23 protein-coding genes are annotated in these 25,744 nt (G+C 67.8%); 5 read left to right on the top strand and 18 right to left on the bottom strand.

What is annotated here, in order from left to right:
* The first annotated feature begins 70 nt into the window (after nt 1-70).
* From ACOGW9_RS10940 to ACOGW9_RS10920, 5 genes are all read left to right on the top strand, one after another.
* Entirely contained in the window at nt 71-3,406 is a 3,336-nt protein-coding gene (locus tag ACOGW9_RS10940; protein ID WP_419911161.1) for a tubulin-like doman-containing protein, read from the top strand.
* A gap of 56 nt (nt 3,407-3,462) precedes the next feature.
* Nucleotides 3,463-5,997 (top strand): hypothetical protein, encoded by a 2,535-nt coding sequence (locus ACOGW9_RS10935; protein ID WP_419911159.1) that lies wholly within the window; start codon nt 3,463-3,465, stop codon nt 5,995-5,997.
* Between the two features lie 223 nt (nt 5,998-6,220).
* The gene (locus tag ACOGW9_RS10930) at nt 6,221-7,366 is read left to right on the top strand and encodes a DUF222 domain-containing protein (RefSeq protein WP_419911157.1); all 1,146 of its coding nucleotides are present in this window, start codon (nt 6,221-6,223) and stop codon (nt 7,364-7,366) included.
* Nucleotides 7,367-7,762: 396 nt separating this feature from the next.
* The gene (locus ACOGW9_RS10925; RefSeq protein WP_419911155.1) at nt 7,763-7,972 is read left to right on the top strand and encodes a type II toxin-antitoxin system CcdA family antitoxin; all 210 of its coding nucleotides are present in this window, start codon (nt 7,763-7,765) and stop codon (nt 7,970-7,972) included.
* Complete coding sequence (locus ACOGW9_RS10920) at nt 7,969-8,277, top strand: type II toxin-antitoxin system PemK/MazF family toxin (protein WP_419911153.1); 309 nt, start codon at nt 7,969-7,971, stop codon at nt 8,275-8,277. Before ACOGW9_RS10925 ends, ACOGW9_RS10920 begins: the two co-directional genes overlap by 4 nt.
* Before the next feature lie 54 nt (nt 8,278-8,331).
* On the opposite strand, the gene secF is transcribed toward ACOGW9_RS10920, so the two are convergent.
* From secF to npdG, 18 genes are all read right to left on the bottom strand, one after another.
* On the bottom strand, nt 8,332-9,465 hold the full coding sequence (gene secF, locus ACOGW9_RS10915) for a protein translocase subunit SecF (RefSeq protein WP_419911151.1): 1,134 nt from the start codon (nt 9,463-9,465) through the stop codon (nt 8,332-8,334).
* A complete protein-coding gene (gene secD / locus ACOGW9_RS10910) occupies nt 9,462-11,141 on the bottom strand; it encodes a protein translocase subunit SecD (protein ID WP_419911149.1) in 1,680 nt (559 codons plus the stop codon). Before secD ends, secF begins: the two co-directional genes overlap by 4 nt.
* Before the next feature lie 44 nt (nt 11,142-11,185).
* The gene (gene yajC, locus ACOGW9_RS10905) at nt 11,186-11,500 is read right to left on the bottom strand and encodes a preprotein translocase subunit YajC (protein ID WP_419911147.1); all 315 of its coding nucleotides are present in this window, start codon (nt 11,498-11,500) and stop codon (nt 11,186-11,188) included.
* Nucleotides 11,501-11,664: 164 nt separating this feature from the next.
* Nucleotides 11,665-12,966, bottom strand: coding sequence for a tRNA guanosine(34) transglycosylase Tgt (gene tgt, locus ACOGW9_RS10900; protein ID WP_419911145.1), 1,302 nt, complete (start codon nt 12,964-12,966; stop codon nt 11,665-11,667).
* Complete coding sequence (locus tag ACOGW9_RS10895) at nt 12,963-14,210, bottom strand: S-adenosylmethionine:tRNA ribosyltransferase-isomerase (RefSeq protein WP_419911143.1); 1,248 nt, start codon at nt 14,208-14,210, stop codon at nt 12,963-12,965. Before ACOGW9_RS10895 ends, tgt begins: the two co-directional genes overlap by 4 nt.
* A gap of 34 nt (nt 14,211-14,244) precedes the next feature.
* Nucleotides 14,245-15,495, bottom strand: a complete 1,251-nt coding sequence (gene ruvB, locus ACOGW9_RS10890; RefSeq protein WP_419911141.1) for a Holliday junction branch migration DNA helicase RuvB — start codon at nt 15,493-15,495, stop codon at nt 14,245-14,247.
* Nucleotides 15,492-16,109, bottom strand: a complete 618-nt coding sequence (gene ruvA, locus ACOGW9_RS10885; protein WP_419911139.1) for a Holliday junction branch migration protein RuvA — start codon at nt 16,107-16,109, stop codon at nt 15,492-15,494. Before ruvA ends, ruvB begins: the two co-directional genes overlap by 4 nt.
* A 50-nt stretch (nt 16,110-16,159) precedes the next feature.
* A complete protein-coding gene (ruvC, locus tag ACOGW9_RS10880; protein ID WP_419911137.1) occupies nt 16,160-16,729 on the bottom strand; it encodes a crossover junction endodeoxyribonuclease RuvC in 570 nt (189 codons plus the stop codon).
* A gap of 91 nt (nt 16,730-16,820) precedes the next feature.
* Nucleotides 16,821-17,609, bottom strand: coding sequence for a YebC/PmpR family DNA-binding transcriptional regulator (locus tag ACOGW9_RS10875; RefSeq protein ID WP_419911135.1), 789 nt, complete (start codon nt 17,607-17,609; stop codon nt 16,821-16,823).
* Nucleotides 17,610-17,667: 58 nt separating this feature from the next.
* Nucleotides 17,668-18,351, bottom strand: coding sequence for a pyridoxal 5'-phosphate synthase glutaminase subunit PdxT (gene pdxT, locus ACOGW9_RS10870; RefSeq protein WP_419911133.1), 684 nt, complete (start codon nt 18,349-18,351; stop codon nt 17,668-17,670).
* A gap of 57 nt (nt 18,352-18,408) precedes the next feature.
* Nucleotides 18,409-19,356 carry a pyridoxal 5'-phosphate synthase lyase subunit PdxS gene (pdxS, locus tag ACOGW9_RS10865; protein ID WP_419911131.1) on the bottom strand — a complete coding sequence of 316 codons (948 nt, stop codon included), beginning with the start codon at nt 19,354-19,356 and terminating at the stop codon, nt 18,409-18,411.
* A 47-nt stretch (nt 19,357-19,403) separates the two neighbouring features.
* Nucleotides 19,404-20,219 (bottom strand): hypothetical protein, encoded by an 816-nt coding sequence (locus ACOGW9_RS10860; RefSeq protein WP_419911129.1) that lies wholly within the window; start codon nt 20,217-20,219, stop codon nt 19,404-19,406.
* Nucleotides 20,220-20,256: 37 nt separating this feature from the next.
* Nucleotides 20,257-21,336 carry a glycosyltransferase family 4 protein gene (locus tag ACOGW9_RS10855; protein WP_419911127.1) on the bottom strand — a complete coding sequence of 360 codons (1,080 nt, stop codon included), beginning with the start codon at nt 21,334-21,336 and terminating at the stop codon, nt 20,257-20,259.
* Between the two features lie 99 nt (nt 21,337-21,435).
* Nucleotides 21,436-22,359 carry a phosphatidylinositol mannoside acyltransferase gene (locus tag ACOGW9_RS10850; protein ID WP_419911125.1) on the bottom strand — a complete coding sequence of 308 codons (924 nt, stop codon included), beginning with the start codon at nt 22,357-22,359 and terminating at the stop codon, nt 21,436-21,438.
* Complete coding sequence (locus ACOGW9_RS10845; RefSeq protein ID WP_419911123.1) at nt 22,356-22,949, bottom strand: CDP-alcohol phosphatidyltransferase family protein; 594 nt, start codon at nt 22,947-22,949, stop codon at nt 22,356-22,358. The genes ACOGW9_RS10850 and ACOGW9_RS10845 overlap by 4 nt, the downstream gene beginning before the upstream one ends.
* Nucleotides 22,950-22,951: 2 nt before the next feature.
* Nucleotides 22,952-23,521, bottom strand: a complete 570-nt coding sequence (locus ACOGW9_RS10840; protein WP_419911121.1) for a hypothetical protein — start codon at nt 23,519-23,521, stop codon at nt 22,952-22,954.
* 162 nt (nt 23,522-23,683) lie between these two features.
* The gene (locus tag ACOGW9_RS10835; protein WP_419911119.1) at nt 23,684-24,802 is read right to left on the bottom strand and encodes a cysteine--tRNA ligase; all 1,119 of its coding nucleotides are present in this window, start codon (nt 24,800-24,802) and stop codon (nt 23,684-23,686) included.
* A gap of 56 nt (nt 24,803-24,858) precedes the next feature.
* A complete protein-coding gene (gene npdG / locus ACOGW9_RS10830; protein WP_419911117.1) occupies nt 24,859-25,665 on the bottom strand; it encodes an NADPH-dependent F420 reductase in 807 nt (268 codons plus the stop codon).
* Nucleotides 25,666-25,744 lie beyond the last annotated feature (79 nt).

The raw sequence follows: 25,744 nt of genomic DNA, 5'->3' as shown, positions 1-25,744 counted from the left end.
GCATCGAACCGCTGGCCATGAACCCGAGTGGTTCAGCGAAACATGCCCCGACAGGAACGGAGACGAAGCGATGCTCAGACCAGCAATCCTGATTGGTTGCGGTGGTTCCGGCTCGAAGGCGATCCGCTACGTGCGCGACGCCGTCGAACGGAGGATTCGGCATGCCGGCTGGGCAGGTGCGATGCCGACCGGTTGGGAGTTTCTTGCGCTCGACACTCTGAACGTCCAAGAGGACCCGGCAGAGATTCCGCTGTTGCCTCAGTCCGACTTTCACTCAATCTCGCCTTCGCACAACAACTACCAACGACTCGAGCCAGCAGTGCTTGCCCAGCACGAGCCGACGCGAGCCCGGACGCTTGTAGTTAAGGATGACAGCGGCCGGGTCATTGCCTCGAAGAATGAAGGGGCCTACTTGGAGCTCGTGGGCTGGCGCCCACGACCGAGCGAGGTGCGCGTGCCACTGAAGACCGGTGCAGGCGCCAATCGCGCTATCGGACGCTTCGCAGGAATCGACTCGCTCCACCACATTCTGGAGCCGCCGATCAAGCGCGCATTCGAAGCTGCAGAGCAATCATCAGGTGACCTCGCCGAGCTCTCGGAGTTGCTCCGCGTACCGGTCAGGCCTGGCGGCGAAGTGCCGTCTCCAATGGTCGTGGTCTGCGCATCCATGGCCGGTGGCACCGGGGCCGGCGTCGCGCTCGATGTCGTGGAGATCATCAGAAACTCTCATCCCGATGGATCCTTCCCGTCACTCGTGCTTTTCACACCGGACATCTTCAATGAGCCCAAGTTCGACGCCCGTCGAAGCTCGATGGCCGGCAATGCGCTGAGTCTCCTGAGCGAGACCCTCAACGTCTACTGGGACAGCGAGCAGCAAGGCTTCCCGCTTTGGGCTGGGTCGCTGAATCAACCGGGACGCGGACCACAAGCCACCTTCTTGGTCGGCCGCCGCTCGCTGCGAGGGGGCGATCTGGGAACTGCGACTTCTGTGTATAAGGCAGTCGGCGAGTCGCTGGCGAACTGGGTCACCAACTACTCCGTCCAAGAAGCGGTACATCACTTTGTGACGGTCAACTGGGACGATCGGGCAGCTGACAGCCTCGGTGGCTACCCGTTCGGCAAGCAGCACCAAACGGGTGCTGTTTCGTCGTTCGGTGCCGCAACTCTCTCGGTCGGCCGCGACCGATTCGAGCGCTGGGCCACCGACCTGCTTGCACGGGAGGTGCTGGAAGCGCTCGCACACGGGCACTTGCGCAGCGAGTTGCAGGACCCGGGCCGCGGCAATCAACCCGAAAGCGCCATCGTTGAGGATCTGGCAGAGGCCGCATCGCAACACGTCGCTCGCGGTGACGCGACAACTCCTCTTCGGCAGCGGGCCTCCGACGACACGTCGCATCGCGGAGCTCTGTCGGCGAGAGACGCTTATGCGAATGACGATGCCGTTCGAAGTGAGCGCCGCAAGGTCGAATCAGACCTCCACGATGAGTTTCCGGCGAACACTGAAGGCAGCGGTGCCGATTGGCACTCGTGGCTGCATAGCGCAGCGCAGCAGCGGCGTAGCGAGTCTCTTCAGCGCGCTGGTTCATTCGATGCAACGACTTGGGGAACCGAGATGCTGGCGGCGACTTGCCGGGCACTCTCGGCAGTCGTGGCTCAATCCTCTCTCGAAGTCGCCCGCCACGCGGTCGAGCGAGCTGCCCGGTTGCTCAACGACGAGGCAGAGTCACTGCGACGACGCTCCGACGATGCGCGCCGTCAGTCTGACAACGAACTCTCAGAGGCGCTTCGACGAATCCAGGCGGTGCCTTCGACCAGTCGGGATTCCGAGGCATTCAATGAGGCAGTGAGGGGACTCGCGACCGGCATCGCTCGCGTTTGGCTTGCCGAGCGACTTGACATGGCTGCAATGGCTATCGAAGCGGCGAACCACCGAGTTTTCTTTCCGGCCGGTGACACGTTGCGAATGGCAGCGCGCAGCATCGGCATGTCGCTCGGACAACCCGATGTGGAAGCGTGGCCGCGGGCCAACGGCGGTGTGCCACCTCAGTACCGTCCTTCCTCCGTAGAGCTGCCGCTAGAGCAGCACGACACTTGGCCGAGCCTGCTTGACGAACTCTGCAAGGAGGCACAGTCTCCGCGAACCGCATCGTCGCTGCCCGTCAACGCAGCTAGGTTCGCACTCGTCGTCGGCGACGACTCGACCGAGCCGCTGCTGTGGCCCAAGAATGACGTTTGGTCTCCGACGGAAAGTAGCCAAGCTGTCTTCACCTGCCCGTCAAGTGCCTCAGAAATCGCGCAACGGGTGAGCACTTGGGCTCGTCGACCAAGCTCCCGTTTCGATCGCTTCGTCAAGGAGGGGTTAGCCAGCTACCTGGCAGAGCGAGACCCGGTTACCGGCAGCGTTCGCGCAGATCATGCAGACCGTCTGGCGAGGCTCCGCGCTCAGTTGGAGGCGGCCAAGCTGCAGTCGGCGCCGTTGGTGCGTATCGACCCAGCCGTTCACGGCGTGGTGTACCCAGGCCAGCCGCCAGTTGTCGGCGCTGAAGAGCTGCTGTGTGCTCCCTTTCCCTTCCCTGAAAGTCACCCAGCACACGACATCGCGCGGCAGATCATCGGCGAAGACAACTACCAACTGGCGGACTCAGACGTGTCTTCAGTTCTGGTGTCGTCATTTCTCAACAAGCCCGTTCATCCGATGACCTTGGCTTCGTTTACGGAACCGGTTGCAGACGCTGTCCTCGACGCGGCCGACGATCAGGCCGAACTGCAAGCCTCGTTTTGGCGATGGCGGCGCGCTCGTCGGCTCGACCAATTCGTTCCTCTGCCTCGAGTCCTCCGACAAGCGCTGATGCGCGGCTTCGCCGTAGCGCGGCTGTGCGGCTACATCACGTCGGATACCTCGAAACCGCTGCTGATCAGCGGCGACGGTGGACCGGTCGAGTTCCCATACCCACTGCTGACCCAAGTCGAGACCGACGATGTCTTGGCCGGGCTGCTCGAATCGTTCGGACTGACGTATGCCTTTGTGAGCCGCGACAAGCTCGCGGCCTATGAGTCCTACGGGCGCCTCCACGACCTCGGCGAGTCAGTTGGAATTGTCCACACCGATCTCGCCTCGTGGATTCAGACAGGCGACACGCCTCACGAACGAGTCGACGAGCCACGCGCCGTCGGAGATAGTGCACAAGAGCGCAGATCGGCCGCAGACAAGTACCTGTCGCTGAACTTGGAACATCTCGAGAGCGTCGCTGCACAAGCTTTGTCTGGCAGCGAGAGCGAGACGAAACCGCGCGACGGTCGCGCCGAGCGCGGCATTCCAACCCGAGAAGTCGTTGCAGAGGCAATCGGCTGCTACCAGCAGGTGAAGGACTCTCTGCGCGACGTTGACGAGAGTCCAGTCGTATGACTCCCGCCGCGCCGAATCGAAGACTCCTCGCGCCTACAGATGACAGCCTTACGATCTTGGTCGCACGTGACATCAGCGGACTCAGCACCGAATTCAGTGCGTGGTCGCGTGCAGGCTTATTGCGCCCGGTGCTGGTCTGCGGGCGCGACGAACTTGCGCTGTCGGAAGCCGATGTCAAGTGCCAGTCCAACGTCGCCGGAGACTGGTCGGAGCTGGATCTGTCTGAGGCGCTCCGGCAAAGGCCAGTCGAGTCGCTGACGATCGCTGCGCTGCGCCCGTGGACTCCCTCCGACACTGCCAAGAGCAGGCAGGGACTTGAGAACGAGATTCTTGTGCTCAAACGCCTGCAGGATCGGTTCCGCATCGCACAGGTCGAGTTTCAATCGCTGACAGTGTCCGTGCACGATGAGGCGACGTCGGTGGCACACGAGACGTTCTCGCCTCAGTTCGACATGCACCTGATCCACGACGTCGATTCAATCGCTCACCATCGACTGCCCGCCGAAAACGTTGTGAACTCCCATGACGTCGCTGGACGACTGACGTTGTGCGCGACGACTGCCTTGACGATGAGCGGCGCGTGGAGGTTCAGCCGAGGCCACCTGATCGAGACCGATCGCGGCGACGCAGCCGTGAACTCGATACGCGTCGTTCGCCCGCAGGTTCGCATCGTGTTTGCTGGTCGGCTGCTGCGGGAGGCCTCGACAGGGCTGCTGCCGCTCGCTCCGCCCTGGCCCCTGCCCAGCGGCTCCGGTGCCGTACGCGCACAGGCCGGTGCGGTGCCGCCACCCCAGACTGCCGAGGCGATGTGCGCAAGCCTCGGTCTCGATTTCAGCCCATTCGAACCGGAGCCTCAACCCCGAGTCTCATTGCACGAACGATTGAGGGCGGCGTGGCACTCGCTCACCCAGGAGATCGCGCCGCCGATCGACCCGACGAGAGACGAGCTCGCGCTGGAAGGACTGCGCGACCACATCGCCGCAGGCAGGTGGAAGGGATCAGGGCAAGGTCGAGTCGATCCAATCGCACTCCGAAGGAACCTTGAGCGGTCAGGGCTGTCCCACCTGGTAGGTGGCGCGCCGCGTGACCCAGTGCGTTGGGACGTTCTGCGGGAGTTTGCCATCTGCCTCGTCGATGGCGGGGAACCATCAGATGAGGTCGTTCGGCACTTCGAATTCCCAGTTGACGGTAAGGGCAAGCGGCTTGTCTGGAACGACCCGAACAGCATCATTGCGTCAGATCCCCTCGCCGAGCCCGAAGATTGCGCGACCGCCGGTCCAACGGGTGCAGCCGATGATGAACTGTTCGACACCGCTACCGAGGACAACCTGTTTCGACGGCTCCGGAACTACTTGGAAACTCAGCTGCACAGTGCAGCAGAGCGATGCACCGGTCGTCCACGGAACCCAGAACAAGAACTCGAGGCGTACGAGAAGGCGGTGTCAAGCGCGGCCAAGCTGCGTCGAGTTCGCAACATCGTCGCCAGCCTCGTGATACTTGCCGCGTTCATCGTCATCGAACGGTGGATCGGCATTGTCGGTTCGCTGACCGATTTGATCGGGATTGGCACGATCGGCGGCAAGACGTCAAATCCGATCGTGGACATTCTCGTTGGGGTCGTGGTGTCACTCTTGGCGCTGGTATTGCTGGGGGTCACAGCATGGCGGGCCGGCATTGCAGCATTGGAGCACTATGACACGCAGCGGTTGCGAAGATGGAGCGTCGAGTCGGGGCGGCATCACGCCACCGAGGCCACCCGGCTGTGCGCAGCATCCATCGAGTTTGACGACCACGCCGAGATCATCGCGGCCATGCTCCACCGTCCGTACAGCACTGGCGAGCCGAGCGCAAATCGACGCATGGACATCGCCGCAATCCCCCACCCGTTCCCCATGATGATCGCCGTTGCGAACCCACTGCCCGAGCGTGTCGCAACCATGCGCCGACACGGACGCGCCGCGACTGTCGCCAGCGGATGGATCGGCGGCGTCTTCGCCTCTGCCTTGGAACGATGGCAACAAGATTTTGAAGCTGCAGTCGCCGGCCCCTTCGATCATCCCGACGCCGACCACACGCCGCCGGGCTTCGCGAGGCACCGAGACGCGCGCACCAACGAGCCAATGCTCGGGCCTCGAGAGCACCTCGCGCAAGCCATCAAGGACGACGACGGACTGCGTCGCGAGATCACCTCCGACGCAGTCAGCGACATGCTGTCGACCGCTCTTCCGGACGCGTCAGATTCCCGAGGTCCCGCCCGACGTCTGTCCGAGCTATTGGGCTCCGTCACCGTGCCCAGCGCTCGCGCACTCGACGGCTTTGCGGTCGCCGAATTCCTCAACCTGAACCAGGAACCCGACGGCTTGAACTGGGAGATCCTTCGTCCCGGCAGCAGGCCGCCAGGCCAGCACCCATTGGGTCATCAGGTTCCCATCGAGATTCCCGAGGGCCCCGGACACCCAGAGACCCTCATCGCGTCATGGCGGGTTGTGATCTCGGACCCGTTCTCCCCCACTGACCTCGGTGCCTGGGCACCGGAGGGCTCTGCGGATGCAGCGCTTCGCGAGGAGGCACCACCCTCTTCGGTGGTGTGAGGCCCAACGAACCTGTGTTCGTCGGGCAGTCCGTTTTGCAAACTCGGCTGGATCGCTAGCTGGACTGGTTCGCAGGCTGCCTGATGATCGATGCAGACTAGGACCTGTCCCGTTTGGCACCGGCCGCTCGGCTAGCCCAGCCTTGCTCCTCAGCCGACACGGCCTGCGGGTGAGGAACGTCGCCGATCTGAACGTGTCACACCCCCCACATACGGTCGTATGCGTGACGAGTGAGACACACGCCAGCCACCAGCGGCGCACCGCGGCACCGGTGCGGGGGTTGCACGTGCCGGAGGTGGACGTGGCCGGGCTGTGCTCGGGGGGACTGCGGGCGCGGCTGGGAGAGATTGCCTGCGCCGAGTCACGGCTCGCAGCGATGAAGGCCGACGCGCTCGCCGAGATCGCCCGCCGCAGCGGCGACGGTGCTGCCGCGCATGCCGCTGCCGACAAGATGGCAGTGTCGGGCCGCACAGCGCGCAACGACGTCAAGAACGCTGTTCGACTCCGCGAGCTCGACGCCACTCGCGACGGGCTCGCAGCGGGCACAGTCCCGGCCGGGCATGCGCAGGTCATCGCTCGTGCCGCCGGCGACGCACATATTGACGAGGCGTTTCTGGCCGCGCGGGCCCAGCGCGAGGGCTACGACGAGTTCCGGCGCACTGTCGCCCGCCATGTCGCCGAGGTCAGCCGCGACGACGGAGCCTCGGTATTGGAGCGGCAGCGTCAAGCACGCAGCGGCACGATCCGTACTCGTGCCAGCGACGGCATGACTGTGCTGCACCTCGAAGTCGACCCCGTCACCGGCGCACACCTCGGCACCGTCATCGCTGCCGCCGAACGGCGCCTGTTTCGCGACGAAGACCCGACAGCGCAGCGCACACCCCATCAGCGCGCAGCCGACGCCATCACCGAACTGCTGCTGAACCCTCACGCCAAGCGGCCCAGCGGCGCATCGCTCATCGTTGTGGCCGACTACGACATGGTGAACCATCAACTCGCCAACGGGCGTCTCGCCGACGGCACGCCGATCCCCATCGGCGAGATCGCCCGCATCGCCGTCGACGCCGACGTGCTGCCCGCGATCTTCGAGGCAGCCACCGGAGACCTGCGCCTGGGACGCAGCCGACGCACCGCCAGCGATCTCCAGCGTGCCGCCTTGGCGTTACGCGACAAGGGCTGCGTCGGGTGCGGTATCCCGCCCGAACGCTGTCAGCACCACCACATCAACGAATGGCAGTACGGCGGGCCAACCGACTACGCCAACCTCCTCACCGTCTGCCACGACTGCCACACGCACAAGATTCACCAGCAGGGCTTTGTGGCCGAATGGGACCCAGACAAGCCCGGCTACGAACTCCAGCCACCATGACGCACATCAAAGGAAGCGCGGCTGGTGCAACGCACTGGCCGCTCGGGCTCAGCTGCGAACCCGTGTCTCGCGGCCGCCTGACCGCCCCGGCGATGGCGGCCGCTATGGCAGCGGGCTGTGGCCCCACAACTTGCGGGGTCAGCTCAGAGTGAGCCAGTCGGAGTTCTGGCACTGCGTGAACGACGAGATTACGACCGGGGCGGCCCGCCGCCGCGGGCGGCGGCGGATGAGCTGGAGTCCTGCCAATGCGTGAACGACGACATGACGACACCATCTCGCCAACGCACAGCAGGCCCTTTGCCCCGGCACGATCGATCCCCACAGCGCAGCACCAGAACAGCGCAGTACCAAGATATAGCAGCATCAAGATATAGCAGATAGTGCTAGCATCATGTGATGGCATCAACCCGAGCAACCTTCACGCTCGATGCCGAATTGGCGCACTCTGCGCGACGCCTCGGCATCAACGTTTCCGCAGCAGCCCGGCAGGGTCTCGAAGCGGCTGTCGAACGGGCGATGGCTGATGCCGATCGGGCCGCGTACATGGCCCAGCCGGAGCAGCCGGACGAATTCTGGGACCACGCGGAGGTCTGGAGCGAGGCATGAATCGCGGCGAGGTGTGGTGGGCCGAAGTCGGCGGCAAACGACGACCCGTGCTCGTGCTCACGCGCCCTGGGGTCATTGATGTCCGCCAACTCGTGACGGTCGCAGAAATCACCACCACAATCCGAGGACTTGCAGTCGAAGTCGCCATCAGCACCGACGAGGCCAATCTGCCCCAAGAGTCCGTCGTCAACTGCGACGGACTGCACACCATCCGACGCTCATCACTTGTCGATCAGGCCGGTCACCTCGACGCGTCCACTATGCACGACGTGTGTGGCGCTATCGGCTACGCGCTCGCCTGCTGACGGGCCCGGGCCAAGCACAGGTGCACTTGGCCACGCTGTAGAACCAGTAGAGCGTCAGCGGCGGCGTTGGGACTTTGAGCGGCGGGACTTGCGGGGACGGGGCGCGGCGCTGCGGGTGTAGCTCTCGGCGGCGAGCGCCTGGGTGGCGGCTTCCATCGAGTCATGGCGGCCTGCGGCATCGGCCGCAGCCTGCGCGGCGGCCCAGCCCGGCTCGTAGCTCTTCAGCCACGCCACGGTCGGCATCGCCACGAAGATCGAGCTGTACGAGCCGACGAGCAGGCCGATCAGCAGCGCCGTCGCGAACTCCGAGAGCGTGCCCGCGCCCAGGAACCCGGCGCCGACGACCAGCATCGACAGCACCGGCAGCACTGACGTGATCGAGGTGTTGACCGAGCGTGTCAGCACCTGGTTGAGCGACACGTTCGCGAGTGCCGCATAGGTGAAATGACTGCGCGCCGGCAGCGACCGCTCGTTGGTCTTGACGCGATCGAACACGACGATCGTGTCGTACAGCGAATAGCCCATGATCGTGAGGAAGGCCACCACGGTCGCCGGCGTCACCTCGAACCCGAACAGCGCGTACGCACCGACGGTCAGGACGATGTCGTGCCCCACGGCTACAAGGGCGCCGACCGACATCTTCCACTCGAAGCGGAACCACAGGTAGAGCGCGATCAGCACGAAGAACACCACGAGCGCCCGCCGCGCCTTGCCCGCCACCTCGTCGCCGAAGGACGGGCTGACCTGACGCGTCGACAGACTCTCGACGTCGACATCGGCAGCGGAGGCCAGCGCAGCGTTCACGTCGACCGCGCTCACATCGGGCCCGAGCACCCCGCGCACCCGGAAGATGTCCTCGGATCCGGTCACGGTCACGAGCTGCACCCGGGCGTCGGGCACGCCGGCGGCAGCAGCGGCAGCGGCGATGTCATCGGTCGTCGGGACGTCAGCCGCGGGCCCCGACGCAGCCTCGCCAGCATCGTCGGCGGCCTCCTGCGCGCTCGCTGGGACCGGGATCTCCCACACCGAGCCGCCCTCGAACTCGATGCCCAGATTGAGCCCGCGCACCAGCAGCGCCACGACACAGATGAGCACCGCCAGCGCTGAGCCCAGCACCACCTTGCGGGACACGCCCAGGATGTCCCAGGCATTCTCGCCCCGGTAGAAGGTCCGCAGCGCCGAGATCACGTCGCGCCTCCCATCACCGCAGCCGCAGTGGCCGCATCATCGGTACCGGGCAGCACGCCCAGCCGCCGGGGTTCCTCATTGACAAGCTTGCGAGCGATGAACACCACCAGCGGCCGCATGAAGAAGTACGACACCGCCAGGTCAATGAGCGTCGCGAGGCCCAGGTACAGCGCGAAGCCGCGGACGGTGCCGCTGGTGAGCTGGTACAGCACACCCGCACCGATGAGCGACGCTAGGTCGGCCCACACGATCGTGGAGAATGCGCCCTTGAAGCTGGCGTCCGCGGCCGAGCGAATCGCGCGCCCCCGCCGGACCTCTTCCTTGATCCGCTCGTAGTAGACGATGTTCGAGTCGACTTGGACGCCGATCGACACGATGATGCCGGTGGTGCCCGCCAGCGTCAGCGCGAGCCCCCGGCTCTCGCCCAGCCAGCTGATGAGCGACCACAAGATGGACCCGCTGATGGCCAGGCTGGCCACGGCCACGATGCCGAGCAGGCGGTAATACAGCAGCATGTAGATGCCGACGGCGATCAGGCCGACGATGCCGGCCACCACCCCAGCCCGCAGCGTTCCCTCGCCCAGGGTGGCCGACACCGTGCGCACGTCGTCCTGCTCGAATACCACCGGCAGCGCACCGAAGCGCAATGCCACGGCGAGGTCGCGCGCACCTTCCTCGTCGAAGGTGCCCGAGATGACCGCTGTGCCCCCGAATTCGGTGGCCCGGATGACCGGGGCCGACTCGACCACGCCGTCGAGCACGATGGCCACCTGCTGGCCGAAATGCCGGGCGGCGATCTCGTCGAAGCCGACTGCGCCTTCGTCGGTGAGATCGACGTTGACGACCCACTCGTTGTTGAACGTTGCTGCCGCCTCGGCGACCGCCTCGCCGGTCAGCTCGGCCGGACCGAGCACGTATCCCACTGGCTCGCCACGGCCCGGCAGCAGCACGGCCCAATCGGCGAGATCATCCTCGGGCGACGTGAACGCTGGCACGTCATCAACTTCGATCTCCGCCGGCTCGTCGGCCTCAGGTGCCGCGGCTTCGGTCTCGGGCTCGATGATCTCGGGCGGTTCGACCGTCTCTGGCGGTCCGCCCGCTTGATCTGCAGGGGAATCGCCCAATGCGTCGCCAGCCTCTGTTTCGAGTCCTGCCGCCGCCTCTGGGTCGATCAGCTCGAGCAGTTCCTGCGCGGTCATCTCCTGCTCCCCGACCAACTCCTCGTCAGCGGCCTCGGAAGCCGACTCGTCAACAGACTCGGGATGCAGCGATGCGTTGTATGCCTCTGCGAGCTGCTGCGCTCCGCCGAAGTCCACCTCGTCGAACGGATTGAACGTGAGCAGCACGGGCCGGAACCTCAGCTCTGCCGTCTGGCCCACGAGATCGACGGCGCGCTGCTTGTCCTTGACGCCTGGCAGCTGCACGACGACCTGCGCACCCTGGCGGGTGATGTCGGGCTCTGCCACACCGAGGGCGTCCACCCTCGACCGGATGATCTCGATGGCTCGATCGAGCTGCTCGTCATCGGCCGGGGTGGTCGGCCGCAGCAGCACCTCCACACCGCCCTGCAGCTGCACGCCCAGCACTGGCACCCACCCCGCGACGATCACGCCGACCAGCGAGCCGAAGCCGATGATGACGGCCAGCAGCAACGAGACGATCTGCGAGCGGCGCATCTTCGAGTTATCGACAGACCATGTCGGGAAGCGTCAAGCCTGGCTCACTCGGGAGGGTCAACGTCATCCGATTCGGGCGGTCCAGCGGGGCCGCCAGTACTGGCGGGAGTGATGATCTCGCCGATGGCGCGGCGCTGCACGCGCAGCTCGACATCGCTGTCCACCTCGAGGCAGACCACCTCGCCTGGCTCCTCCACCGCGACGATCTTGCCGATGACCCCGCCGACCGTGGCGACCACGTCGCCGACATCGGCACGACTCAGCATTGCCGCCCGCTCCTTGGCCCGCCGCTGTTGCGGCCGGATCATCAAGAAGTACATGAGGGCGAACAGTCCGACGAGCAGGATGATCGAGCCCATGGCGTGCTCCTCGAGGCGCGTAGTCCGACTGACCACCTCTTCGGCTGCAGCCGACGAGGTTCGGTGCGAATGGCCGCCGACTGCGACACCCTGCGTGCAGCATGCCGCCGATCGGAGACCGGCACGGCGGGTCAGCGTACCGGCGTATCAGCCCTCGCCGTCCCTCAGCTCCACACTTCGTTGACCTGGGTGCGAAACGCCGCGAACTGCCCCGCCTCGATGGCGGCACGCGCATCGCTGACGAGGTCAGCCAAGAAGGCGATGTTGTGCAGCGTGAGGATGCGGCCTGCGGTGGGCTCGTTGACGCTCATGAGGTGCCGCAGGTAGCCGCGGCTGAAGCGCACACCCGGTTGCGCCCGGCCATCGGGGCGTGGCGGGCGGTCGTCGAGCGGGGTGGAGTCGCATGCGAAGCGCGCATTGCGAATGTTGATGCGGCCGTTCGGCGTGAGCGCAGTGCCGTGGCGGCCGAGCCGGCTGGGCAGCACGCAGTCGAACATGTCCACTCCCGCTGCGATCGCATCGACGATCCGTGCAGGATCTCCGACGCCCATCAGGTACCGGGGCCGATCTGCGGGCAGCACGCCGGTCGCCGCAGCCAGCGCGGGGCCCATCTCAGCGCGGGACTCCCCCACCGAGAGCCCGCCGATGCCGTACCCGTCGAAGCCGATGCCGGCGATGGTCTCGGCGCTGTGGCGGCGCAACTCGGGATCGGCACCGCCCTGGCAGATGCCGAACAGGGCCTGCCCGCTGGCCGGGTTGTTGCGGCGTGCCTCCGACATTGCTGCAGCAGCCCTGGCTGCCCACAGGTGCGTGCGCCGGGCGGCTTCGCGCACCTCGCGCTGCGGGGCCGGCAGCTCGGGACAGACATCGAGCGCCATTTGGATGTCGGCTCCCAGGCGGCGCTGGATGTCAACAGCGTCCTCAGGCGTCATCCGCATCTTGGTGCCGTCATAGGTCGAGCGGAAGGTCACGCCCTCGTCGTCGACCTTCGACTTGGCGTCATGATCAGCGCCATCGCCACCGCCGGAACGGCCGTCGGGCTGATCGGCGCCGCCTGTTCGGCGGCCGGGCTGATCGGCGCCGCCTGTTCGGCGGCCGGGCTGATCGGCGCCGCCTGTTCGGCGGCCGAGCGACATGATCTGGAAGCCGCCGGAGTCGGTGAGGATGTGGCCGTCCCAGCCGGTGAAGCGGTGCAGCCCGCCCATCGACTCCACGACGTCGGTGCCCGGCCGTGCCTGCAGGTGGTACGTGTTGGCCAGCACGACCTCGAGGCCCAGCTCGTCATAGTCGGTGGCATCGAGGTGGATGACCGCACCTCTGGTCCCCACCGGCATGAACACCGGCGTCTGGAAGGTGCCGCGCGCCGTGGTGACGCGGCCCCGTCGAGCCTGGCCATCCGCAGCCAGCAGTTCGAAGTCGGCCGTACCGGTCGGCGACGCTGCGCTATCGCCGCCCGCTGCGCTCACGCTGCCTCGCTCTCGTTGCGTTCCAGCAACATCGCGTCGCCGAATGACAGGAAGCGGTAGCCGTCGACGAGTGCCCGTTCGTAGAGGTCGCGCCATCGAGGCCCTATGAACGCATCGATCAGCAGCAGCAGCGACGACCGGGGCAGGTGGAAGTTGGTGAGCATCGCATCAACCGCCAGGAACTCGACACCTCTGTGCAAGAACAGATCGGTCCACCCGCACACGTCGGCTGTGCTTGTCGGAGCCGCCGCAACGGCGGCTGGTCCGGCCGCACTCACTGGCCGAGGCTGTCGCGCTGCCGATTCGAGTGCTCGCACGGTGGTCGTGCCCACGGCCACGACCCGTTCGGCGGCAGCGCAGGCGTCGAGCGTGGCCGCGGGAACCCGGTAGTGCTCGGTGTGCATCTCGTGCTCATCGGCGTGCTCGACGGTGACCGGGGAGAACGTCGCCAAGCCAACCGTCAGATCGACGGTCGCAACCGTGACGCCGCTTGATCGCAGCGCGTCCAACACGCCGTCTGTCAGGTGCAGCCCCGCCGTGGGAGCTGCTGCCGAGCCATCCGAGCGCGCGTACACCGTCTGGTATCTCGCGGCCACAGCCGATCTGGCGGCGGAGCCGTCGGCACTGTCGAGCCCGGAGCGCTGCGCTATGGCTCGCCGGGTCACGTCAGGGTCGATGTACGGCGGGAGAGGTGCTTCCCCAGCACGCTCGAGCAGCGCAGCCTGCGAAACGCTGTCGAGCGGAACCCCTCCGACGCGAACGCTGACCGCCCGGCGCTGCTGGTCCATTCGCGGACCCACGATGACCTCCAGCTGCGGATCCCGATCTGAGACCAGCGCAGTGCCCTCAGCGATCCTGCGAGACGGCCGCACTAACGCAGCCCAGCCCGCGTCGCTGTGCGCCGGCGCTGCACGGGACGCCTCCGACGCGGTGCCGGGGAGCGCTGCGTCGGGGTCCGACAGTCCGCCGCCGAGTGGTTCCAGCAGCAGCACCTCGGCAGCGCCGCCGGTGCGCTTTCGCAGCGGCAGGCGGGCGGGCATCACCCTCGTCTCGTTCACCACCAGCACGTCACCGGCACCCAGCAGAGACGGGAGGTCAGAAATGTGCAGGTGAGCGGGCTCACGGCACGGTCCGCGGTCCACCAGCAGCCGGGCCGAGTCGCGTGGCTCCGCAGGCACTTGCGCGATGGCCGCCTGCGGCAGCTCGTAGTCGAACTCGTCCATCCGCATGCGCGCAGCGCTCACGCGTGCTGAGGCTATGGGCGCTCGCGGATCGAACTCACCATGGCGTGTCGTCGGCCAGCGGCTGCTCGCTCTCCGCCGGGGCCGCTGACTCGGCAGCCGAAGCATCCGCTGGCCCGGTGGTATCTGGCCTGGGGGCAGTCGCGGCTGCTGGGGATCCAGCCGCATCGAACAGCGTGATGTCCGCGTCGCTTCCCTCGGAAGCAGCCGCGAGTTCCGCGAGCGGCGGCACGTCCACCCCGAGGTGTGCGTAAGCGGCAGCGGTGGCGATTCGGCCGCGGGGTGTGCGCTGCAGCAGCCCACGCTGGATCAGGAACGGCTCGTACACGTCCTCGACGGTCTCGGTCTGCTCGCCGACGGTGATCGCCAGCGTCGACAGTCCCAACGGCCGCCCGGCATGGGTGACAGCGAGCGCGTCGAGGATCGCCCGGTCGACCTTGTCGAGGCCGAGCTGGTCGACGCCGAATGCGGCAAGTCCCTCCTGTGCCACCGTCACGTCGATGTCACCGCTGGCGCGCACTTCGGCAAAGTCGCGCACCCGGCGCAGCAGCCGGTTGGCGATCCGCGGCGTGCCCCGGCTGCGCGAGGCAATCTCCGCGGCTCCACCGGCATCGATGTTCACACCCAGAATCCCTGCCGCGCGGGTCACGATCGCCGTGAGATCTTCCGCTGAGTAGTAGTCGAGACGCTCGACCAGGCCGAAGCGGTCCCTCAGCGGTCCCGAGATGAGCCCGGTGCGGGTCGTGGCGCCCACCAAGGTGAACCGCGGCAGCTCGAATCTGATCGAACGCGCAGCCGGTCCCTTGCCCAGCACAATGTCGATCGCGAAGTCCTCCATGGCGGGATACAGCACTTCCTCGACCACTTTGGGCAGCCGGTGGATCTCGTCGATGAACAGCACATCGCCGTCTGCTAGGTTGGTGAGGATCGCTGCGAGGTCGCCCGCGCGCTCCACCGCCGGCCCTGAGGTGAGATGCAGTGCGGCACCCAGCTCAACGGCGATGATCCCCGCCAGCGTGGTCTTGCCCAGTCCCGGCGGGCCGGCGAACAGCAGGTGATCGGGAGACTGGCCCCGGGCCAGCGCGGCTCGCAGCGTGATGGCGACGTGCTCGCGTACTTCGGGCTGCCCGACGAAGTCCTCCAGCGACCGCGGACGCAGCGACGCCTCGGCATCGCCGTCGTCGCCGGGCGCACGGGCCGGGTCGGTGACTGCACTGCGACCGCCGCCCGGTTCAGCGGACGAGTCCACCCGCCGGTAACCCTCCGTGCGCGCCCCCCCGTTGCTCATCGCGGACCCAGCTCCTGCAGCGCCACACGCAGCAGCGCGCCGGTGTCGGCTTCGCCGTTTCGTGCCGCCTCGACGCTGACAGCGGCCATGGCGTCACGGATCTCCGACGGGCTGAAGCCCATCTGGCCCAAGGCCGCTCGAACTTCGGCAACTGCAGAACCCGCGCCGTCGCCGACCGCTGCCGCAGCACCGGCGCCAACTGTCTCAGGCGTACCGAGACGCGATTTCAGGTCCAGCACCATCCGCTTCGAGGTCTTGGCCCCGATGCCAGGCACCAGCTCCAGCGCGGCGGCGTCGTCGGCGGCCACAGCGCGCCGCAACTCGTCGGGTGGCAGGTGCGAGAGCACCGCAAGCGCCAGAGCGGGACCCACACCGTGCGCGCTCAGCAGCGCCTCGAAACAGCGCCGCTCGTCGAGCTCGGCAAATCCGTACAGGTCGGAGCTGTCCTCGCGCACGTGATGGTGCACGTACACGAAGCACTCGTCGCCCACCGGTCCGGCGCCAGCCAGCGCGGACGGCGCGACCGTGACGCGGTACCCCACACCGCCGGCCTCGATCAGCAGCTCACCACCAGGATCCTTGTCGAGCAGGCGTCCGCGCACTGAGCCGATCATGATGGGCCGATCATCGCGGGCCGATCATCGTGGCGAGTCTCCGGCCGAGGTCACTGTGCGCCAGGCGGAGCCGCGGCTGCGCCCGATGCGGGCAGCAGCACGCGCGCCCGGGCGCCGGTCGAAGCGCTGTGCCAAGGCGCCTGCGACAGGTGGCACAGCGCGACCGCCGCCGCGTCGGCGGCATCGGCCGGCTCTGGCGGCCCCGGCAGCGCGAGCAGCTCGGCGACCATGCGCTTCATCTGGTCCTTGTCGGCTCCGCCCCAACCCGCAACAGCCTGCTTGACCTGAGTCGGTGTGTACTCGACCACCTCCAGCCCCTCGGCGGCCGCGACCGCCATGGCAAGGCCAGCCACCTGCGCGACGCCGATCGCCGTGCGCGCGTTGACCTGGAAGAAGACTCGCTCCACGGCCACGACCGAGGGCTGGAACTCGGAGATGAGAGCCTGAAGCTCACGCAACTGAGTCGCGAGGCGCGCCGCTTGCGGCTCCGCCGGATCGGTGCGGATGACACCGAGGGCAACTGCCTCAGTGCGGGTGCGCTGCGTCCCAGAGCCCGAGAATTGCTCCAGCACGCCGTAGCCGCAGCGCGACAATCCGGGGTCGATCCCCAATACGAACATCAGTACGAACCGTAGCCCTTGGCATCGTCCGAACCGAGTATGCGCCGCGCCGCTCCGCCCTGTTGGGATGAGAGCCGAAAGGCACACGTGTTCAGCCGGCGATTGCCTCCAGCAGCGAGTCGCTGATGTCGAAGTTGGCGTACACGCCTTGTACATCGTCGTGATCGTCGAGCGCGTCGAGGACAGCCATCACCTGCTTGGCCTCCGACGCGCTGGTGAGCTCGATGAGGTTCTGCGGCGCGTAGGTCAGGTCGGCCGAGGTCACCGCGATCCCCGCTGCGGTGATGGCTTCGCGCACCGCCATCGTGTCGCCGGCGGCAGCGGTAACCCGCCAAGTGTCGCCCTCGCGTTCGACGTCCTCGGCGCCGGCGTCGAGCGCCACCAGGATCAACTCGTCCTCGTCGGGTACCGTGCCTTCAGCCGCAGACCCATCAGGCTCAGGCACCACCGCAGGCACCACCACCACGCCCTTGCGCTCGAATTGCCACGCCACCGCGCCCGGCTCAGCCAGCGAGCCGCCGGCACGGGTGAACAGGCTGCGGATCTCCGAGCCGGTGCGGTTGCGGTTGTCGGTGAGCACGTCCACGAACATGGCCACGCCGCCGGGTGCGTAGCCCTCGTAGGTGACCTGCTCGTAGGACACACCCTCAAGTTCGCCGGTGCCCCGCTTGATCGCCCGCTCGATGGTGTCGAGCGGCACCGAATTGTCGCGGGCCTTCTGGTACATGGTCCGCAGGGTGGCGTTGGCCTCGAGGTCGCCGCCGCCCTCACGGGCCGCAACCTCGACCTGGCGGATCAGCTTGGCGAACAGCTTCCCGCGGGCCTTGTCGGCAGCGCCCTTGCGGTGCTTGATGGTCGCCCACTTGGAATGACCTGACACAAGCCCCCTCCCTCATGCAACTCGACGAGCCACCGGACAGTCTGCCCGATGCGCCTGCTCAGCCGGAATGGCCCGAGGCGACCATGTCGAGGAACATGCGATGAATGCGATCGTCGGCAGTCAGCTCGGGATGGAAGCTCGACACCAGGATCGGGCCCGAACGGCACAGCACCGGCACCACGCCCCGGTGCCGCCAGCTTGCTGTCGCTCCCTGCGCTGACCCTGCCGCCCCCTTCACAGACGCAGTGGCGTCACGAGAGCCCGAGGCCGTGCTCACCGTCGCAAGCACTTCGACGCTGTCGCCGGTTCGTTCCACCCACGGGGCCCGGATGAACACAGCATGGAAGGGATCATCGAGGCCTCCAGAGTCGAGGTCCACGTCGAGATCGATGTCGAGGTCGGCTTCGAAACTGGCAACTTGGCGGCCGAAGGCATTGCGCCGCACCGAGATGTCGATCGCGCTGAAGAAGCGCTGGTCCTCCCGGCCGTCAAGCACTTCAGCGGCCAGCAGGATCATGCCCGCACAGGTGCCGAACGCCGGCATGCCATCGGCAAGGCGAGCGGCCAGCGGTTCGAACAGTCCGCTCGTGCCGAGCAGGTGCGACATGGTGGTCGACTCGCCACCGGGGATCACCACCGCGCCGACTCCTTCGAGGTCGGACGGCACGCGCACCTCGACCGCCCGTGCACCCAGTCGTCGCAACGCCGCGACGTGCTCGGCGGCGGCGCCTTGCAGCGCCACGACGCCGACGAGGGGCAGCCGCTCGGGCGCGTCGGGTGCCCCAGGACTGCTCAGCGTCTACCAGCCGCGGTCGGCGAGCTTGGTCTCGAGGCCTTCCATCTCGAGACCCGGCATCGCGCTGCCGAGGCCCCGGCTGACCTTTGCGACCACCGACGGATCGCGGTAGTGCGTCGTGGCCTCCACGATCGCCTCGGCACGAGGCCCCGGGTCTTCACTCTTGAAGATGCCCGACCCCACGAACACGGCCTCGGCACCGAGCTGCATCACCAACGATGCATCGGCAGGCGTGGCGATGCCGCCCGCGCAGAACAGCGGCACCGGCAGGCGTCCCGTCTCGGCGATCTCCTGCACCAGCCCGAGCGGGGACTGCAGCTGCTTCGCCCAGTCGAACAGCTCGGCGGGATCAGCCTGGGTGATCTTGCGAATGTCGCCCGTGATGGCGCGCAGGTGACGGACGGCCTCGACGATGTTGCCGGTGCCGGCCTCGCCCTTGGAGCGGATCATGCAGGCGCCCTCGGAGATGCGCCGCAGCGCCTCGCCCAAGTTCGTGGCCCCGCACACGAATGGCACCGTGAACGCCCACTTGTCGATGTGATGGGCCTCGTCCGCGGGAGTGAGCACCTCAGACTCGTCGATGTAGTCGACATCGAGGGCCTCGAGAATCTGCGCCTCCCCGAAGTGACCGATGCGGGCCTTGGCCATGACCGGAATAGTCACCGCGGATTGGATGCCCTCGATCATCGCGGGGTCGCTCATGCGTGCAACGCCGCCGTCTCGGCGGATGTCGGCCGGCACCCGCTCGAGCGCCATGACGGCTACTGCGCCAGCGTCCTCGGCGATCTTGGCTTGCTCGGGGGTGACGACGTCCATGATGACGCCGCCCCGGAGCATGTCGGCGAGTCCGCGCTTGACCCGAACGGTCCCGACCAGTTGGGTCTCTGCCTGCTGCGGATCGGAAGGTGTCGAAGCACCGGATTGGGCTGTGCTCGTCGGCCCTGAGTTCATGGGCTCAGTGTATGAGTTCGGCCGCCGCAGCGGCCCGAGTGCTGTCCTCAGAATTCCCTCAGGACGGCGACCCGTGTCTCGAGATCGGCCCGGTAGTCGGGCAGCTCGTCGGGATGGCTGGCCTCAGCCGCGCGCGGGTCGGCCAACCACAGGGGCCAGGTCACCTTCGGCGCGGGAGTGCGCACGCCTGCCCCCGACATCGCGTCGAGCGCATCGGCGAGGCCCGGCGGGTAGCGAGTCAGCTTCACGGCCTCCGCGTCGTCATCGAAGTCGCTGCCCGTGCTGGCCTCTCGTTCCAAGCGGACGTGCACCAGCGGCCACAGCGATCGCCACAGCAGCGCCGGCAATCCCACCGTGGTCACGGCGGTGGTCAGGTAGGCGACGCGGCCGTCGCGGACCTGGGTCAGCAGCCGCGCGACGACAGCCTCGAGCTCGATGCGGCCCAGCTCCGCGAGCAGCCCCCGGGTCACCACCACTGTCGTGCGGTCCGGGCGCCGGCCGAACGCTGCCGCGTTCGCTGCCGCCGCGGGGTGGACGATGATTGCCGGCCGTTCCACACCGACAAGCAAGCAGATGCCCTCGATGACGTTCGCCAGGCGGGGCTCGTCGGAGGCGCTGCACTCCTGAGAGCCTGCGGGCACCATCGCAGACCGCAGGCGGCGCTCGCCGACACTCAGCCAGAACGCAGCGAGCCCGCAAGCCGCGACAAGCGCAATCGGCATCGCCCACCAGCTCAGCGACGTGAACAAGGCGCAGATCAGGCCGGCGATCGCGCCGGCGGCGAGATGGACCGCCCACAGCTCGGCAACCAGCTTGTCGGCTCGGCTGCGGTAGATGGCGAACAGCGGGTCCACCCGCAGCATTCAACCGCCCGTCACGCCAACTGGCACCCTCGAACAGCTATCGGGCACGATCCCGTGCGATGGCCCGCTCGTACATGTCGATGTAGACCTCGGCCAACCGGGCCATGGAGAACTGCTCGGCGCGCTGGCGTCCCGCCGCGACAAGGTCGGCTGCGTGATCGGGACGCTGCAGCACCCGCAGGAGTGCCGCTGCCAGCGCTTCGGCGTCTCCTGGCGGCACCAGGTCGGCCTCGTCCCCGATACGGGCCACGTTGCGATAGCCGGGCAAGTCGCTGGCGACGACCGGCGTCCGGGCCGCCATGGCTTCCAGCAGCACCACGCCGAAGCTCTCGCCGCGCAACGACGGAACGCAGACCGCGTCGGCGCCTTTGAGGCGCGCCAGCTTCTCAGTCTCGCTGACCCTGCCCAGCCACTCGATGCGGGTGTCGCGCTGGTAGCGGCGCTGCAGCTCCTCGGTCTGGGGGCCGCGTGACATGACCCACAGCCGGATTCCCTCGGGCAGCCGCGCCATGGCGTCCAGCAGCACGGTGAGGCCTTTGCGGGGCTCATGGCGTCCGATGTAGGCGATGGTCGGCGCTGGGTTGCGCTTGGGCTCGACGCTGTCGAAAAGGTCCAGCTCGACCCCGTTGAAGACCAGCTCGTAGTCGCCGCCGACGCCGTTGCGGGCCATCTCGGCGGCATCGGCGGAGACTGCGGCCCGAACGTCTATCCGTGATGCCAGCCACCTGGTGCCCGGCACCAGGTAAGCCCGGCTGCCCCCCGCGGCATGCCAGGTGCCCACGATGGGTGCTGAGCGCAGGAACAGTGCCGTCTGCGTCGGCCCGGGGCAGAGAGGCTCGTGGAGATGCAGCACGTCGAATTCTTCGTCCCGCAGGGCCCGGACAGTGCGCAGCGTGCAGGCAAAGTCGGGTGCGATCGGGGCGATCGATCCATTCGTGAAGGTGGGAATGCTGGCGCCGAGCGGTGTGACGCCGGTCTGCGGGGGGGCACCGTCACACGGCGCCAGCACCCGCGCCTCATGGCCCTTGCCGGCCAGCGCGCGGGCCAAGCCGAGCACCTGTACCTGCACGCCGCCCGGGGGGGTCAGGCTGTACGGCGAGATGATCCCGATTCTCACGGGCCGTGCCTCATAGGCCGAACCTCACAGGCGATCCACGCAGGGATTCCCTCTGCGGACATGACGCTAGGCGCGCCGGAGCGTCGGAGGAAAGACCGATTACCGATCCGATGGCCAGTTGGGACCGAATAGGTGCCACTGGTGCGGTTCCGCGGCGATCAGGGCTGCTAGCTCGTCGGCGAGTCGCTGAGTCACGTCAGCGACATCGTCGCGCAGGCGTCCGTGCCGTGCGACATCCAGCGGCGGGCGCACGGTGCCGAGGTGCCTGCCGCCGGGCCGGAAGTACACCGCTGTCGGAAGCAGAGCCGCACCCGAGCGCAGTGCCAGCAGCGCGGGGCCGGCCGGCAGTGTGGTGCGCTCGTCCCCGAAGCTGACCTCGATCCCGTCGCCGCTCAGGTCACGGTCGCACAGCAGGCACACGATCTCGTTGCGGCTCAGCGCACCGAGCACTTCTCGACCCGCGTCCGGTCCCAGCGGCACCACCCGCATGCCCAACCGCTCGCGGAAGCGGACGAACCACTCGAAGAGCTCCGGGGGGTCCAAGGGCTCCACCACCACCGTGATCGGCAGCCGGTTGACCGTCGCCATCCAGAATCCGGCCCACTCCCAACCGCCCAAGTGGGGCAGCGCCAAGATGACGCCGTTGCCCCGCTCGAGTGCCTCTTCCACATGGTGATACGCCGGCACATCGATGCCGCGATCCAGTGTCTGCGGACTGAGTGCAGGGAGCCGGAATGACTCGATCCAGTAGCGGGCGTAGGAGCTGAACGCCTGGGCCGTCGCACGCTGGACTGCTCGCTCGTCGACCGGCGAAGGCGTCGTTGCAGCGACCGTGCTCGCGTTCCAGCGCAGCGCCCGCGCCTGATGCCGCCGGACCATCGCCGCCTTCGTCGGCATCAGCCGAGCCAGCGCTGGGCCCACCAAGGTGGCGACGCGTTCGCCCAGCCACAGCGGCACCGATCGGGCCACGGCCGAGCCCACCTGGTAGCCGAGCACTATGGCTCGGCGAGGGGCACGGCTCACTTCGACATGCGGGCGCTTGCCTGCCGCCACACCTTCACGAACCGCATCACCGCAGTGACAATCGAGAGTGCCAGCAAGACCCACAGCAGCGGGATGAGCAGCACCTCGAACGCCACCGCGACCGCCAGCACCACCGTGCGCTCGGCCCGCTCCATCAGCCCGCCCTTGGCCACGAAGCCCAGCAGCTCAGCCTTGGCTCGCTCGTAGGAGATCACGGCGCTGACGCCCAGCACGGCCATCGGCAACACTGCCCACTGCGAGCCGTGCTCGGCGGCCAGATACCACGCAATGCCGCCCAGCAGCAGTCCGTCGGTGACGCGATCGGCCGTCGAGTCGAAGAACGCGCCACGGTCCGACGAGGTGCCTCGTGCCACCGCCACCGGCCCGTCGAAGAGATCAGACAGCGCAGTGATCACCAGCAGCACGGTGCCGAGGCCGAGGCGACCCATGCCGATGGCCACCGCGCTGGCGGCTGCCATGACCAGCCCGAATCCGGTGAGCACGTCTGCGCTCAGTCCGATCGCGGCGAGGCCGCGACCGATCGGCGTCGTGACGCAGTCGACGCCCTTGCGGAACATGCCGTCGAACACCGTCAGCCCCCGTCCGCGGTGCCGTCCCCGGGATCCGACCCGTTGGCGGGATCGACGTCGGCAGCGGCCTCCGGCGCGGTGGCGATCCACGTCTCGGGATTGTCCTCCACCCAGTGCTCGAGCACCGAGCCATTCAATGCGTCCACCAGCACCAGGCCTCGCTGTGCCGGCGGGTCCTCGGCCGAATACACCAGCACCCGCCAGGTGGGCCGGCTCAGCCAACCCCGCCAGCCGAGCTGGGCGCTGGCGTGCCCCACGGCGAAGCCCACGTCGGCCACTGCCGCCACGAGCGCTTCGTTCTCGTTCACGGCGAATCGGCGTCCGGCGGCGAACTGGTAGAGGCCGAAGAGCGCGAGCAGCGCACCGCCCACGACAACGCCCCTGTTCAGCAGCACAGCGTCGCTGTCCGCGGCCAGTGCCGCCGTCGCAGCCCAGACGCCCGCGGCGAAACAGAGCGCGCCCGTGATGCGCCTGCGGGAATTGTCGGGGAACTTGTAGGCGCCGACGAAGCCTCGATCGAGGTCCTCGGGCAGTTCGTCACGCACCTCACCGAGTTCTTCTGGCTCGGCCATCGGCGCCAACGCTAGCGGCGCGCTGAGGGCGGCCCTGCTGCGCACTAGACGGCAACGCGAAAGCGACTGGAGCCGTCTGCAGCCCGGTTCGTAGGGTGCCGGAGGGACTGGCCCGCTGGCTCTGCCAAGCGACACAGCGGGCCGGTCCTCCTGCGCAGAAGCCTACAGCGCCACTCCCAGCAGGGCGGCTGCGTCGCTGACCGGCTCGCCGGCATCGGCGGCAGCGTCGATCGCTGCGAGCGCGCCCGGCGTGTCCAGGTCATCGTCCAGACAGGCACGCACCTGTGCCAAGGCTGCGTCGCCGCGCCCAGCGGCCCGCCAGCGCTCGAGCCGCTGCGCCGCCTCGGCGACACGCCCCTCGGTCCAGTCCCAGTCGGCGCGGTAGTGCGCTCCCAGCAGCGCCAGCCGCACCGCCATGGGCTCCCACCGGTCCCGCAGGTCGGAAACGAAGACGAGATTGCCCGCGGACTTGGACATCTTGGCGCCGTCGTGACGCACCATCGAAGTGTGCATCCAGTGGCGCACGAACTCCCGACCGGTCGCTGCTTCGGACTGGGCGCGGCAGCACTCGTGGTGCGGGAACACCAGGTCGCTGCCGCCGCCGTGGACATCGATCGTCTCGCCCAGGTGGGCCAGCGCCAGCGCCGAGCACTCGATGTGCCAGCCGGGCCGGCCCGGGCCCCACAGCGACGACCATTGCGGCTCGTTGCGCTCGGCCGGCTGCCACAGCACGAAGTCGAGCGGGTGGCGCTTGTGGGGGTCGTCGGGCCGGCCGCCGCGGCCGCGGGCCGTCTCGATCATCTCGTCATGGCTCAGCCGGCACAGGCTGCCGAAGGACGGCGCGGTGGAGATGTCGAAGTACACGCCGTCGCCGCTGCGGTACGCATGCCCGCTGTCGACCAGCCGGCCGACCAGCCGCCGGATGTCGGCGATGGCAGACGTGGCCCGGGGTTCGACGTCGACCCGCAGCAGGCCGAGTGCGTCCATGTCGGCATCGAAGGCAGCCAGCGAGCCCGCCGCCAGGTCCAGATAGTGCACGCCTTCTGCACGCGCCCGCGCCAGCAGGTCATCGTCGACATCGGTGATGTTGCGGACGCAGCGCGTGCGCGCCCCCTGGTCGCGCAGCCGCCGTTGCAGCACGTCATAGGTCAGAAACGTCGCCGCGTGACCGACATGGGTCGCGTCGTAGGGGGTGATGCCGCAGACGTACATCCGCACGGTCTCGCCCGCACCAGCACGCAGGGGCACGAGATCTCGCTGCTGCGTGTCGTACAGCTTCATCGCACTCAGCTTCATTCTCATTGCACTGCGCCCGCCCGCAGCACGAGCCGCCGAGTTCAGTCGGGAACGGTCTCGGCGACCGGCGCGGCCGCATCGGCGGTGCCCGGACCGCCGCCCAGCACGCTGATCGGTACGTGATCGAGGCCGACCAGCCGCAGCGCCACCCGTGTGCGGTAGCGGGTGTTGAGCTGCATCAGCACGGCGGTGAATGCCTCGATTGCGGTGGCGTTGGACAGGTTGCCGCAGTCGAGGGCGCGTGCCCCCGGCATGCGGTCGACGATCTCTGCGATGTGCCACGTGGCCTCGCGATGATCGCTGCAGATGAGGATGTCGCCGTGCACTGGTTCGTCGAGATTGCCGAGTTCGGTTGCCGGCACATGCTGCAGCGCAGCCGCGACCCGCGATTCGGGCAGCGTTGCCTGCACTGAGGCCGCCACCGAGCCCCGCGGCGGGATGAGCGGCACGAACTCGTCGTCGACGCGGGCGAGCGCGTTGGACATCGTGGCCACGACCTTGCCCCGCAAGTGCTCGGCCACGTCGCGCGCGGTGATGGCCGCAGCGTCCCACGGCGTCGCGATCACCACGGTGGGCTCCTGCGCGGCGAGACTGTTGGCGCCGGGCTGGATGCACAGATCGCGCTCACCCCAACGGTCGAGGATGTTGTCGACCACCTCCATCGAGCGGTACTTCGAGCGAGAGCCCAAGGTGACCTCGCAGCCGATGTCGGCCAGCCGGGCCGCCAGCGCGGCACCCGCCGGGCCGGTGCCGCCGATGATGCCGATCCGGGTCGGTTCGCCCGCCGTGCCCGGTGCCGCTGCAGCAACTCCGCCTGCTGTTCCGTTGCCTGTCGCGTCCGCCGGCACGGCGGCCACGCTACTGGGGCGTACCTCGATGACGCGAACGCCTGCATTACGCGAACGATGGTCGCCCAGCGCGGCAGCA

This window comes from Candidatus Poriferisodalis sp. (genome assembly GCF_965203655.1).
Taxonomy (GTDB): Bacteria; Actinomycetota; Acidimicrobiia; order Acidimicrobiales; family Poriferisodalaceae; genus Poriferisodalis.
Note: the sequence above shows the minus strand (reverse complement) of the source record. Positions and strands in the feature narration are given on the sequence as shown.